The organism is Psychrobacter immobilis (genome assembly GCF_904846225.1).
In the GTDB taxonomy this organism is placed as follows: Bacteria; Pseudomonadota; Gammaproteobacteria; order Pseudomonadales; family Moraxellaceae; genus Psychrobacter; species Psychrobacter immobilis_F.
In genome coordinates this window covers 62,357-75,963 of record NZ_CAJGZJ010000002.1, presented here as the reverse complement: position 1 = coordinate 75,963, position 13,607 = coordinate 62,357, and the positions used below count along the sequence as shown (strand labels likewise).

Below are 13,607 nucleotides of genomic sequence, written 5' to 3'. Positions count from 1 at the left end.
CATTAAGCGTGATACCAGCTTTAAATTAGGGCAAACGAATGATTGAAATTAAAAATGTTTCTAAGTCATTTATGACCAAACAGGGTCGGCACTATCTTTTTAAAGATTTAAACCTGACCATTGGTGATAAACAAAGTGTGGGTTTGCTTGGTCGTAATGGAGCGGGCAAATCCACTTTACTACGTATTATATGTGGACTCGATAAGCCGGACCACGGTGAAATTATTACCGATTCTACGATTTCATGGCCAGTAGGAGTCGCAGGCGGTTTTCAAGGTAGCTTAACGGGTCGTCAAAATGTACGATTTGTTTGTCGTTTATACTCAAGCGGCCCTTATATTGACGAAAAAATTCGTTTCGTCGAAGAATTTGCAGACATTGGTAATTATTTTGATATGCCAGTGAAAAGCTATTCTTCAGGGATGCGTGCCCGTTTAACCTTTGGTTTAAGCTTGGCCTTTGATTTTGATTACTATATGCTCGATGAAGCGGGTGCGGTTGGTGATGCCGCTTTTCGTAAGCGTAGTGAGGAAATTCTGGCAGCACGCCGTGCGCAAGCAGGATTTTTAATCGTGTCGCATAATATTGGCGATATTAAGCGTAATTGTGATATTGGTATTGTGCTAATGGATCAAACAGCACACGTCTTTGACGATACAACAGAAGCGATTGAGGTTTATGAAAAGCATATCCACAAAGCAAAAAAATAATATAATCAACTTCTCGCTGTTTATCGGCTTGGTGATCCTTCCTTGGGTGCTCATGATATTTTATGTCATGTCGCTTGCTCATCCGCGTTTTACCTCAACTGCTGATGTGGTAGTGAAACAGGTGAGCGATACCAGCGTGCCTTCTGGCGGTGGTCTATCAGCTTTACTGGGTGTCAATAGTACCAGCAAAGAAGACGCGACTTATTTGACAGAGTATATCTTGTCAAATGATATGGTAAAGCGCCTTGACAATAAGTTTAAGTTTCGCGAGGCTTACTATGTCGATGGCTCGGATCCGATTAATGAGATTGATCCTGATGCTACGCAAGAAGAGCTGCTTGAATACTTCAAAAAACGCGTACACATTGATTTAGATGAGCAAAGTTATGTGCTATCGGTATCGACAGAAGCGTTTGATTCAAAGTATGCTTTTGAGCTCAATAAAACAATTTTGAATGAGTCTGAAAAATTCGTAAACCGTATTTCACAAGAAGTGGCTCGCGATCAGCTGGTATTTGCAGAGACGCAACTTGATGAATCGCAAGATCGCTTAAATGATACTAAAGAAAAACTATTAAACTATCAAAACGAAAATGAGATTTATGATCCAGAGTCTAACGCTCAGGTTGTCAATCAGCTGATTGGTAGTTTGCAAGCACAGCTTAGCTCGTTACGTACTGAGGAACGGCAACTGCTCAGCTACTTGAACCCAGATGCCCCGCAAGTGGTTTCATTAAGAAGTCAGATTAAGGCGGTTGAAGAACAAATTGGTCAAGAACAAACCAAATTGACATCGCCAAACACGACCAAATTGAACCGTCAAGCCGTACAATTTGAGACCATCAAAGCTGATGTCGAGTTTGCCACTGAGCTTTATAAATTATCGTTATCATCACTCGAAAAAGCCCGTTTAGAAGCCTTTAAGAAGATGAAAAACTTAATCGTGATTTCTACGCCTTATGAGGCCGAAGAAGCATTATATCCGCGCCGTGCTTATATAATCTGGACATCATTAGTATTGCTATTAATATTCTACGGATTTGTGCGCTTAGTCATGGCAGTGGTTCGTGATCATCGTAGCTAGTTTTGACAAAAAAGATATCAGTAATGATCGATAGATCAGCAAAGGAATACAACGCATGAATATGAAACCACGTGCTATCGTGACGATGATAAGTTTAGCCATGGCAACAGCTAGTATGCCAGCCATGGCAGCGAGCAGTTATGCTGATCAAATATCAGGGTCTGGCTTTGGTACCAGCAACAACAGTATGAGTCAGGATCAGAATCGTAATAATATTAATGTCTCAACGCAAGCGTTTGCGGGCGGCGTGCCAGGGCAGGCGACCACGCAAGAGGCGGTTAACGCGGCAAGCTTGCCAAGCCAATCGGTCATCAACACCACGCGTCCTTACCAAGATATTAATACGCAAGATATGATGTTTGGTGAGCAGCTATTTCGCGGTGCATTTTCGACTACATCAGGCTCCACTTTTAATGACAGTTATGTGATTAACCCTGGCGACAATGTCCAAGTAAGGATGTGGGGCGCTTATCAATATGCGGCGACTACGACCGTTGACCCACAAGGTAATATTTTCTTGCCAAATGTTGGTCCAGTACGTATTTCTGGCGTACAGAATGGTAGTTTGCAAAATGTGGTTAAAAGTGCCGTCAGTCGCGTTTACCGCTCGAACGTTGGCGTTTATGCGTCCTTAGAGCAAGCACAACCAGTGAAAGTTTTCGTTACTGGCTTTGTTAAACAGCCGGGTTATTACGGCGGGCTTGCGGCAGACTCGGTATTGTCTTACTTAGATAGAGCAGGCGGTGTTGATCCGACGCGTGGTAGTTATATTGATATTCAAATCAAACGTAATGGTCAGATGCTACAGCAAGTCAACCTGTATGATTTCCTATTAGCTGGTAAATTGCAGTCCTTCGCGTTTCGTGATGGTGATGTGATTACTGTCGCGCCGCAGAAAAAAACGTTCGAAGTGGCTGGAGAGGTCCAGAACGAATATACGTTTGAGTTTGATGTGAATGATTTAACCATTGGTGATGTGTTGCAAGTTGCCAGTCCAGCCGCAAATGCGACCAATGTTAGCATCACTCGTAGTGCCGGACGTGCGCAAACGGCAGAGTATTACTCTCTCTCTGCAGCACAAAACGTCCCAGTATATAATGGCGATCAAATGGTGGTGACCTCGGATCGATATGCGGGCACAATCGCCGTTCAGGTTAAAGGGGCGCATACTGGTAATGGTGCGATGGTTGTACCCTATGGCGCTCGTCTGAAGGATATCGTTCCGCAATTGCAACCGAGCCCACTGGCAAAACTGACGCAATTGACCATATATCGCGAATCCGTTGCCGAGCAGCAAAAACGTATGATTAATGAGTCGCTTGATCGTCTAGAAGAGTTGACGCTCGCTAGTCAGTCTACAACTCGTGAAGAAGCAGCACTTCGTCAAGATGATGCCAATTTGGTCAAACAGTTCGTAGCGAAAGCTCGTAATGTTAAAACGACTGGTCAAATCGTTGTGTTACCAAATTCATGGCAAGACATTATTCTGCAGCAAGGCGATATCATTGAGATACCGGCTCAAACATCAGTGGTTACAGTAAATGGTCAAGTGCGTGCTCAGGGTGCGCTTACCTTTAATCCAGATTACACCGTTGGCGACTATATTGCCAATTCGGGTGGCTTCTCTGACAATGCTGACACTAAAGAGATCTTAATTATTCATCAAAATGGTGCCAGTGAAGTGGTCAATACGGCCTATCGTATCCAACAAGGTGATGAAGTTATGGTGCTGCCGAAAGTCAAAACCAAACGCGTAGAAATCACCCGTGGCCTATCGCAGATTGTCTATCAGTTGGCTATCGCAGCTAAAGTTGTCCTAGATTTATAAACGCGCTATGGGTTGATGTAATATTAATGGTAAAAATAGTAAGTAAAGGTATTCATGATGGCAAAAAGCGTCGCAGACAAAGACAAAGCACCCATTGCATCTACCTCTGATAATGCACTATTTTTACCATCAGCCAACAACCAAATACCGCAGCATTTAGCCGTTATTGGAAAAGGCATGCGTCGTAATAACGTGCTGTTATCCCAAGTGTTGCAGGCGGATATCCAGCGCTGGTATCCGTGGTCAAATCTACAGCACGGCTTGACTGAAAATAAACCAGCGCTACTTTCTTTATTGCCATTACCGACATTTATACAGCACCAAATAACGCATTCACTGAAGCCGCGTCCCGATGCTTTTATCGGTTGGGGTCATAAAAAAAGCTATCAACGAGCTAATAAGGTCGCTACAAAGCAAAATCTTGCGACTTTGAGTATCGAAGATGGCTTTTTGCGTTCATTAGATTCAGGTATTAGTAGCCGCCACGGGCTGAGCGTGATTGTTGATGACATTGGTATTTATTTTGACTTGACGCACAGCTCACGCCTTGAGCAATTAATCATTGAGCGTGCTAAGAGCGATGCCAAATCTGAAACACGTGCACTAGATAACAAACACGCCAAGCAATTGATAGCACGTATCTGTGATGAAAGACTCAGCAAGTATAACGCAGTAATCGCGTGTCCATCATTAGATAAATGGGTGGATGAAGAGAAGGCTGGCACAATAAAAAACCCGCTAAAGTCACACGTGCTATTAATTGACCAAGTGGCTGGTGATGCGTCTATTGAAGGTGCTGGCGCTGACAAACGTCAGTTTAAACGGATGCTAAAAGCCGCTTGTCGCAACCATCCCAACGCTCATATTTGGGTCAAGGCTCATCCTGCAGCAAAATCAGGTTACTTAACCAATCTAAAGCTACCCAAAAACGTCCGACTCTTAAATCAAGCACTCAATCCTATAGAGTTACTCGCGCAAGTAGATCACGTTTATACGGTCAGCTCACATATGGGTTTTGAAGCATTGATGCTTGGTAAAACCGTGCATTGCTTTGGGGTCAATTGGTATAGTGGCTGGGGTCTTACTGATGACAGCGAGGCACCAAAACGTTTGCTAAAAACGGTCCAAAAACGCCGTCACGCTTTTACAAAAACACTGCGAGCAAAGGGAACAGTACCAAACCGAGCCTTATTTCCCCTATCATCTGTCAATAAAGTGAATACGACGTTAGAGACGTTATTCTATAGCGCTTATATTGAGTATAGTCGCTATGTCGATCCAGCGACGAGACAAGCTTGCGATATTGATACAGCGATTGAATGGTTGGTGACCAATCGTCACTGGCAAGCGCGCCTTGAAAGTCACTTGACGGTATATGAGTTTAGCCGTTGGAAGCTACCTTTTGTTAAAGCTTTTGTCGATTTGCCACGTACGACGTTATTTATCAAACCAAAACCTCGTCTAAAAAATATGCTGCATCCAGACCATATTCGCGTCAATTATCAGCAACCTTTGCTTGTTTGGGGTTTAGCCAAACGCCAGCAATTACGAAAAAAACGACAAAATAAGCTTATTAATCAGCCTACTATTTATTGTATGGAAGATGGATTTATTCGCTCAAATGGTTTGGGCGCTACGTTACTAGCACCATTGTCGGTGGTGATAGATCAGCAGGGCATCTATTATGATGCGACCCAGCCGTCAGATTTAGAAACGTTATTGCGTCACTGCAAGGTGTTGAGTCCAAAGCAAAGCGTGCGCGTACAAAAACTTCAAGACAAACTGCTGACTCAGCGCGTGAGTAAGTACAATGTTGGCATGAATGCAGGCAGCGCTGATGATCAACAGAACGCTTGGATGCAGGATGCCAAGCGTTCTGGGAAATCTCGTATTCTCATTATCGGTCAAGTAGAAGATGATTTATCGGTGCAGTATTGCGGCTCGGACATTAAAACCAATAGCGATTTGATCGAGCGTGTATGCCAAGAAAATCCTGATGCTTATCTGATTTATAAGCCGCATCCTGATGTGGAAGCAGGACTGCGAGCAGGCAAGGTAGCGGAAACCTATTTGCGTCAAGTCCAAGCGGTCGCTTATGATACGGCGATGCCTGATTGTTTAGAATGCGTCGATGAGATACATACTATCAGCTCATTGACAGGATTTGAGGCATTGCTCCGTGGCCTGAAAGTGAGCTGTTATGGTTTGCCCTTTTATGCAGGTTGGGGCTTAACGACCGATATCGACGCGACGCTAGCGCCAAAAACTGAATATTTAAAGCGGCGTAAACGAGACACTGCACTAACGCTTGAGCAATTGCTATACTGTGTACTCATAAGTTATCCACTATATCGTCTACCTAATGGTTATGGGCTGGCGCAAGTAGAGCAAGTCATTGATTATTTATATCCACTCGCAAATAACCAAAGCGGATCATCACAAGCTGGCATATCTAGTGAAGTAGATAGTTCAGTCAATCCCTTAATACTGTCTCTATCAAATTTTTCTGCCAATTTCAAACCCACCCAGCTTAAACGCCGAGCTGCCACGCGTTTCATGCAACAACGTCATAAATGGCAACAGCGCCTACGCAACATATCCTTTTAGCCCATTGTAGATGGGTAACGCAGAACCACTGCGACAAGCATGGATTTTTTCGATATAATCACCTATCAATGGTGTGTATTTTCACAGCTTAATATACGTTTTCGCGCTTCTTTTTTATCCGTCAATTAATGGTAGCCCAATACTATGGCAGTTTCGATGTCTCACTTGCTTACTCATGGACATGTCTTGCTGCTACAAGGGAAGATGGGCGGATTTTTTAACCGTTTTTCGACATTTTTGCAATCTCAAGATATTAAGGTTAGTAAAGTTAATTTTAATGCTGGCGATGCGTTTTTTTATCATCATGATAATACTTATGAATATACCGACACCTTAGCGCGCTTTTCTTCTTGGTTGCAGGATTTTATCGAAAAAAATAGTATTGATGCTATTGTATGCTTTGGTGATTGTCGTCCGCATCATACGCAAGCTGCCTGTACTAGTGATCGATTGGGTATCTCTTTTTTTGTATTTGAAGAAGGGTATTTGCGTCCTGATTATATTACCTTGCAAGAGTACGGCATCAATGGCTACTCACGCTTGAATACGGCTGATATTAAAGCGCTCAAAAAAGCCAATGACCATCCGATATATACCCACAATCGTTTTTATCGTTTGAGTATTGCTGCTATCGTCTACTACATTATCGCTTGGGTATATAAAAGTCGCTATCCGCACTACTCGCATTATCGCGGTATGACTGCATGGCAAGAGGCCATAGCGTGGCTCAAAGCACCATGGCGTAAACTCAAAGGATACTTACCTGATAAGCAATTGCAAAGCAGGCTGACAAATCAAGACAGTCATAATTACTTTTTGATTAGCTTACAAGTGCACAATGACTCACAGATTACGCATCATAGTGATTACCGTGACGTGGTGCAGTTCATTGATGAGTCTATTGCAAGTTTTGCAGATTGTGCCAATCAGCAACAGCTATTAGTATTTAAACACCATCCGTTAGATCGAGGTCATCGAGATTACCGTGAGTTGGTTGCGAGCTTGGCTGTGCGTTATCAAGTGGCACATCGGGTTTTTTATGGTTGTGACATGCATCTGCCAACCTTAATGAAGCATAGTATCGGCATGGTGACAATTAATAGTACAACAGGTCTGCAGTCGGTATATCACAAAAAACCGACCAAGGTTATGGGCCGTGCTATTTACAATACGCCTCAGCTTATCGATCAAAAACCGCTTGATGAGTTTTGGCAGCAACCTAAAAATCCAGACAATGAGTTTTATCTGCGATTCCGTGAGTATTTGATAGAGCAAACTCAAATCAATGGTGCTTTTTATGGTAAGTCGCCATGGATGCATAAATATCTGTATCCAGTTGGAAGCAATTCTATAAAGAGTGATCTCTCCGAAAAAGATACACCTCAATAGTTTATTTGCCTTGAATGGTGGTTGTTTATTAACCTGCTAGAAGGTAACAGCGCTTTGCTAAGCACCTGACTTTCTGTCTTTAGCGTTTTCTGCTCGTAACTTCACCTGTAAATCACGCCTCTGCTAATAAAATCGCCTTACTTTGTAGTGGAAAACTGCTAGAATACTCTTTCATGCCTGCGCATAAGAGTTCGTGTCCTGAGCAGTGATTAGAAATAGCACTATTAACGAACAAGCTTATTCTGATTATCTCCTCTTTATTTAAAGACGATGATCTTATCTATTGCGCTTATCAGCATTATTTATTCTTTTTATTTTATTATTCTATCACCCTTAATTTAGTAGGCGCTTTGTGACTGCATTAGCCAATATTCGTAACTTTTCAATCATTGCCCACATTGATCATGGCAAGTCGACGCTTGCTGATCGTTTTATTCAAATGTGCGGCGCCCTGCAAGATCGTGAAATGCAGGCGCAAGTACTTGACTCCATGGATATTGAGCGCGAGCGTGGTATCACTATTAAAGCGCAATCGGTCACGTTGTTTTATGACCATCCTAATGGTGAGCGTTACCAGCTTAATTTTATTGATACCCCAGGACACGTTGATTTCTCTTATGAAGTGTCGCGCTCATTGGCCGCTTGTGAAGGCGCGCTATTGGTCGTCGATGCTGCGCAAGGGGTAGAGGCTCAGTCTGTAGCCAACTGCTATACCGCTGTTGATCAGGGTTTAGAGGTGATGGCGGTACTTAATAAAATTGATTTGCCACAAGTTGAGCCTGAACGCGTTATTCAAGAAATTGAAGATATTATTGGGATTGACGCTGTTGATGCACCACGAGTATCTGCCAAGTCCGGTTTGGGCGTCGACAAGCTGTTAGAAGCGTTGGTCGAATTTATTCCAGCACCAACTGGCGACCGTGAAGCGCCACTACAAGCGTTAATCATTGATTCATGGTTTGATAGTTATTTGGGTGTGGTTTCTTTGGTACGTGTGCGCCAAGGCACCGTAAAAAAAGGCGATAAGATTTATATCAAATCGACCAAAGAAGCACATCCCGTTAGCTCTATTGGTGTATTTACACCGAAGCCATTAGATACCGGTATCTTAGAGGCAGGGGAAGTCGGTTTTATTATTGCTGGTATCAAAGACATTGCTGGCGCGCCAGTTGGTGATACGATTACCCATTCTAAAACGCCTGATGTTGACCGTATTCCTGGTTTTAAGCAAATCACGCCGCAAGTATATGCTGGTATGTTCCCAGTAGAGTCTACAGATTTCGAAAAATTCCGTGAAGCCTTGCAAAAGCTGCAAATTAATGATGCTTCGCTGTTTTTTGAGCCTGATACTTCTGATGCATTAGGCTTTGGTTTTCGCTGTGGCTTCTTAGGTATGCTCCATATGGAGATTATCCAAGAGCGTCTAGAGCGCGAATACGATTTGGATTTGATCACGACAGCACCTTCTGTGATTTATGAGATTGAGAAAAAGAACGGTGAGGTTATCTATGTCGATAACCCATCACATTTACCTGAGTCGAACAATATTGAAGAGTTTCGTGAGCCGATTGCTCGCTGTCAAATTCTAGTACCGCAAGAGTATTTGGGTAATGTGATGACCTTGTGTATTGAACGTCGAGGTGCTCAGGTTGATATGCGCTTTATGGGTCGACAAGTACAGCTGATATTTGATATTCCAATGGGCGAAGTCGTCATGGATTTCTTTGATCGCCTGAAGTCTGTTTCTCGTGGATTTGCGTCGTTGGATTATAACTTTGAGCGTTATCAAGCCGATAAATTGGTCAGAGTGGATGTGCTAATCAATGGTGATAAAGTCGATGCCTTAGCAATGATTGTGCATGAAACTCAATCACGGTATCGTGGTAATGCGCTTGTTGGTAAAATGAAAGAGCTGATTCCCCGTCAGATGTTTGATGTAGCAATTCAAGCGGCTATTGGTGGTCAAATCATCGGCCGTAGTACCGTCAAAGCCATGCGTAAAGACGTACTGGCTAAATGCTATGGTGGCGATGTGTCGCGCAAGAAAAAGCTATTGTCTAAGCAAAAAGCGGGCAAAAAACGCATGAAGCAAGTGGGTAATGTGGAGATTCCACAAGAAGCCTTCTTGGCTGTACTGCAAGTCGAATAAGTAGTGAATATTCATTGTTGGTGTAAAAGTGACAATCATTAGTGCAATTAATTGATGAATAGCAACCGTTAAAGCAGCAGCTCGTTAATAGGCAAACTAGTATGGATTTTGATTTCAATTTAATTTTAGTGCCGTTGACTATAGGCTTAGGTATTGTCTGGCTGTTAGATAAGCTGGCGTTCAAGCAGCGCAAGACTCGCGGACGAGGCAAAGAAAGCCTATTGATCCGCTGGGCTTATGACTTTTTCCCTGTATTGGCAATAGTATTGATAGTACGCTCATTTTTAATTGAGCCATTTAATATCCCGTCATCGTCTATGGTGCCAACGTTATACACGGGCGACTTTATCGCTGTCAATAAATACGCCTATGGGGTACGACTGCCCCTGACTTATAATAAAGTATTGGATACGGGCGAGCCGGAACATGGTGATGTCGCCGTATTCCGCTACCCTGAAAACCCAAGTATTTACTATATTAAGCGTGTTATTGGTCTGCCTGGCGATACTGTCAGCTACGACCAAGGTACCATTTCTATTAATGATGTGCCTATCGATACTAAGCCTGTAGATTTCTTACCAGATGCTGAATTGACTTCACAGCTTTACTCACCCGGAGAAATTGCGCCAGGGCAGATGCTGACAGAAGAAGGGGCCGCAGGCTTGGGGCAGCAAGAAGAATCTGAGGCGCGTTACTTCCAAGAGTCGCCAGATAACCACAAGCATCTTGTTCGCTACTTGAATGGGATGAATAGTTCTCAGTATGCACCGTTTTTACAGCAGCAATCGCCAGAAGTAGTGAGTTCAGAAGGTACTACTTGGCGAATTAAAGTTCCAGAAGGTCATTATTTTGTGATGGGTGATAACCGCGATCGAAGTGCTGATGGAAGATTTTGGGGTTTTGTTCCTGACGAAAACTTAGCCGGTAAGGCCGTTTATATCTGGATGCACAAACCACCAGGTCTAAATGTACCAACATTCCAGCGCAATGGCGCCATTGATTAAATGCGTGAGCAGTTAAGTTGACGAGACGCTCTATTGGTTGATTTATCGATAATAGTTTTATGCTAATATTGTTGCTATTTAATAAATGATTACCTATCAGATAGGTAGGTACCAAATATAGTTATCTACCAGTAGAGGAGTACTATAATGCAGCAATTATCTGGATTGGCCGTGCAGCGTGGTGCTAGTGTAACGGGTATTGTTTTAACCATTATATTTCTGGCTATTGCTGCCAAACTAATCATTGCTATCGTTCCCGCTCAAATTGGAGATTATCAACTGACCAAGATCTTGAGCGCACAGCTTGCAGAATCAAATAACAACAAAGAAACGGCCAAGCAGTTCGTTGAACGTGTCAATAGACAGTTATCTATCAATGCTGAATATGACACCAATGCCGAAGATGTATTTACTTTTACTGATAAAAAAACAGGTCAGTTGGCTATTCATAAGCAATATGCAGTCACCAATAACTTTTTTGGTAATATTGATATTTTGAATCGCTTTGAAGGTGATATCGAAATGGCAACCGCAAAATAGTTGAACAGGGTATTAAAAAATCCCGAATTTTCCTCATAAGACTTAAAGCGATTATAAATAATAAATCTTATTACTAACTACATCAGTAAAACAGAAGGGATAACCATAAGCCTCGCATGAAACCAACTTCGCAACATTCTCAAGCGGTATCTACTCCCCCAAACAATAACGCGTCTGTTGACACGCTTATTATTAGCTCTGAATTTATTCAGCGTTTAGCAATACTGACGCGCAAGTTAGGCTATGTGTTTAATGATTTGAGTCTGCCAAAACTCGCATTGACACATCGCTCATTTGATAGCAAAAAAAATTATGAGCGCTTAGAGTTTTTGGGCGATGCGCTTTTAGGGATGATCGTGGGTGAAGCTTTATATCATCGTTATCCCAGCCAAAATGAAGGCCGCCTCACTCGCATGCGTGCGACTTTGGTGCGCCAAGAGTCATTGGTTATTATTGCTCAAAACCTAGAGCTCTCTAATCATCTGATACTAGGTGTTGGTGAACGAAAAGGCGGTGGTCGTAATCGCGCCTCTATATTAGCTGATGCCGTAGAATCTTTAATTGGTGCGATTTATTTAGACAGCCAAGATATGGACATTACTCGTCGTTGTGTTCTCTCATGGTATGGGGATTTAATCGATAGTGTGAATGACCAAAAAGCCCTGAAAGATGCGAAGAGCCGGTTGCAAGAATGGCTACAATCTAAGCAATTTGATTTGCCAAATTATGAGCTTATGGAAACGCGTGGCAACGCACCGAATCAGATTTTTGTCGTACGTTGTCATGTCAACATCAGCAATTGTGCCGATATTACGGAATCTGGTGAAAGCCGACGTATCGCTGAACAAAAAGCCGCAGAACTTATGATTAATCAGTTGCATAAGTTGCCAAGTTCGGCTAAAAAACGTTCATAGTTGATATGAGATTCGTGGTAAACATAACTTCAATTGTACTGAAGCCTTCTAATACGTTTTTATTTTGATAAGCCCTTGTTCTACTTATCATAAATGTTACTTATTTTAAACCCCCAAATATTTTCCAGTCGATGATGGTTTCGCTTTTTTAGTGCTGATATAACCACTACATCATCAAGCACCGTTTAGCTGGTTATAAACCCTATAGGATTAATCTATGCGTAATCGTACTGATTTGCCGCCAAATAATGAAGATAGTGCCAACGATATGACCGAAAATACAGAGTTCAATCAAAACCAAGATAATGCTGATACCCTTCACAATAGTATTGATCACTCAGAAGATGTCACGTTAGAAAATGATATGGCCATTGAAGAGTTCTTTGCGCCAAGTAGTCATACGCGCATTACTGATGACTTTAAGGCTGGCTACGTTGCCATCGTTGGACGTCCAAACGTCGGTAAATCAACTTTGATGAATCACTTATTGGGTCAAAAGCTATCTATTACTTCACGTAAACCGCAAACGACTCGTCATCGTATTCATGGTATTTTATCGAACCATGAGATGCAGGCGGTATTTGTGGATACGCCAGGTATTCATCGTAATGAAGTGCGTGCTATTAATGAGCGTATGAATAAAGCAGCGGTCTCTGCTTTAGTAGACGTTGATTTGGTATTGTTCGTTGTGGATTCAGATCAATGGCGTGATGATGATTTACTGACATTACAGAAACTTGGCAATACGAACTTGACGGTCGTATTGGTCATCAATAAATCTGATACCTTAAAAGATAAAGGTAGTGTGCTGCCCCTTATTGAAACTTTCAGTGACAGCTTTGATTTTGCCGATATCGTACCAGTGTCTGCTCTAAAAAATCAAAATTTAGATCGTCTGCAAGAGGTCATTGCCTCACATCTACCAGTCGCTGCGCCTATCTATGATACAGAGCAGATTACCGATCGCTCAGAGCGTTTCTTAGCCAGTGAAATCATCCGCGAAAAAATTATGCGTAGTGCGGGCGATGAAGTGCCCTACGATTTGACCGTACAAATTGATGCGTTCAAAGATGAGCCTGCACATACTGATCCAAAAACAGGTCGCCCACGTAAGGCCTGTACGTTTATTGACGCTACTATTTACGTTGAGCGCAGCGGTCAAAAAGCCATTGTTATTGGTGACAAAGGCCAACGTATTAAGCAAGTTGGTATGGATGCCCGTAAGGATATGGAGCAGCTTTTCGATAAAAAAATCATGCTGACACTGTGGGTCAAAGTTAAGCGCGGCTGGTCTGATGACGAACGTGCGTTGACCAGTTTAGGCTATTAATAGCGATTGAACGATAGCTTTTTGGCAATTGTATTCGTACTTGCAGCACAAA

At 42.6% G+C, this 13,607-nt stretch carries 10 protein-coding genes; all 10 read left to right on the top strand.

Annotated elements, in window-relative coordinates; translation table 11 throughout:
• Positions 1–38 precede the first annotated feature (38 nt).
• Positions 39–710 (top strand): ABC transporter ATP-binding protein, encoded by a 672-nt coding sequence (locus JMX48_RS01990; protein WP_201533702.1) that lies wholly within the window; start codon positions 39–41, stop codon positions 708–710.
• Positions 679–1,794 (top strand): capsule biosynthesis protein, encoded by a 1,116-nt coding sequence (locus JMX48_RS01985; RefSeq protein ID WP_201533700.1) that lies wholly within the window; start codon positions 679–681, stop codon positions 1,792–1,794. Before JMX48_RS01990 ends, JMX48_RS01985 begins: the two co-directional genes overlap by 32 nt.
• A 55-nt stretch (positions 1,795–1,849) precedes the next feature.
• Complete coding sequence (locus JMX48_RS01980; RefSeq protein ID WP_201533698.1) at positions 1,850–3,622, top strand: polysaccharide biosynthesis/export family protein; 1,773 nt, start codon at positions 1,850–1,852, stop codon at positions 3,620–3,622.
• Between the two features lie 57 nt (positions 3,623–3,679).
• Positions 3,680–6,229: a capsular polysaccharide biosynthesis protein gene (locus JMX48_RS01975; protein WP_201533696.1), complete on the top strand. Its 2,550-nt coding sequence runs from the start codon at positions 3,680–3,682 to the stop codon at positions 6,227–6,229.
• Between the two features lie 144 nt (positions 6,230–6,373).
• Positions 6,374–7,618, top strand: coding sequence for a capsule biosynthesis protein (locus JMX48_RS01970; protein ID WP_201533694.1), 1,245 nt, complete (start codon positions 6,374–6,376; stop codon positions 7,616–7,618).
• Positions 7,619–7,970: 352 nt separating this feature from the next.
• On the top strand, positions 7,971–9,767 hold the full coding sequence (lepA, locus tag JMX48_RS01965; RefSeq protein WP_201533692.1) for a translation elongation factor 4: 1,797 nt from the start codon (positions 7,971–7,973) through the stop codon (positions 9,765–9,767).
• Positions 9,768–9,868: 101 nt separating this feature from the next.
• Complete coding sequence (gene lepB / locus JMX48_RS01960) at positions 9,869–10,771, top strand: signal peptidase I (protein ID WP_201533689.1); 903 nt, start codon at positions 9,869–9,871, stop codon at positions 10,769–10,771.
• 147 nt (positions 10,772–10,918) lie between these two features.
• Positions 10,919–11,311: a DUF4845 domain-containing protein gene (locus JMX48_RS01955; protein WP_227687853.1), complete on the top strand. Its 393-nt coding sequence runs from the start codon at positions 10,919–10,921 to the stop codon at positions 11,309–11,311.
• A gap of 116 nt (positions 11,312–11,427) precedes the next feature.
• Positions 11,428–12,225, top strand: coding sequence for a ribonuclease III (rnc, locus tag JMX48_RS01950; protein WP_201533686.1), 798 nt, complete (start codon positions 11,428–11,430; stop codon positions 12,223–12,225).
• 364 nt (positions 12,226–12,589) lie between these two features.
• Positions 12,590–13,555, top strand: a complete 966-nt coding sequence (gene era / locus JMX48_RS01945) for a GTPase Era (protein WP_413786335.1) — start codon at positions 12,590–12,592, stop codon at positions 13,553–13,555.
• Positions 13,556–13,607 lie beyond the last annotated feature (52 nt).

What these genes read in the sequence shown, in the direction of transcription:
- JMX48_RS01990 (WP_201533702.1), top strand. Translation starts at nt 39, where the DNA reads ATGATTGAAATTAAAAATGTTTCTAAGTCATTTATGACCAAACAGGGT.
- JMX48_RS01985 (WP_201533700.1), top strand. Translation starts at nt 679, where the DNA reads ATGAAAAGCATATCCACAAAGCAAAAAAATAATATAATCAACTTCTCG.
- JMX48_RS01980 (WP_201533698.1), top strand. Translation starts at nt 1,850, where the DNA reads ATGAATATGAAACCACGTGCTATCGTGACGATGATAAGTTTAGCCATG.
- JMX48_RS01975 (WP_201533696.1), top strand. Translation starts at nt 3,680, where the DNA reads ATGGCAAAAAGCGTCGCAGACAAAGACAAAGCACCCATTGCATCTACC.
- JMX48_RS01970 (WP_201533694.1), top strand. Translation starts at nt 6,374, where the DNA reads ATGGCAGTTTCGATGTCTCACTTGCTTACTCATGGACATGTCTTGCTG.
- lepB (WP_201533689.1), top strand. Translation starts at nt 9,869, where the DNA reads ATGGATTTTGATTTCAATTTAATTTTAGTGCCGTTGACTATAGGCTTA.
- JMX48_RS01955 (WP_227687853.1), top strand. Translation starts at nt 10,919, where the DNA reads ATGCAGCAATTATCTGGATTGGCCGTGCAGCGTGGTGCTAGTGTAACG.
- rnc (WP_201533686.1), top strand. Translation starts at nt 11,428, where the DNA reads ATGAAACCAACTTCGCAACATTCTCAAGCGGTATCTACTCCCCCAAAC.
- era (WP_413786335.1), top strand. Translation starts at nt 12,590, where the DNA reads ATGGCCATTGAAGAGTTCTTTGCGCCAAGTAGTCATACGCGCATTACT.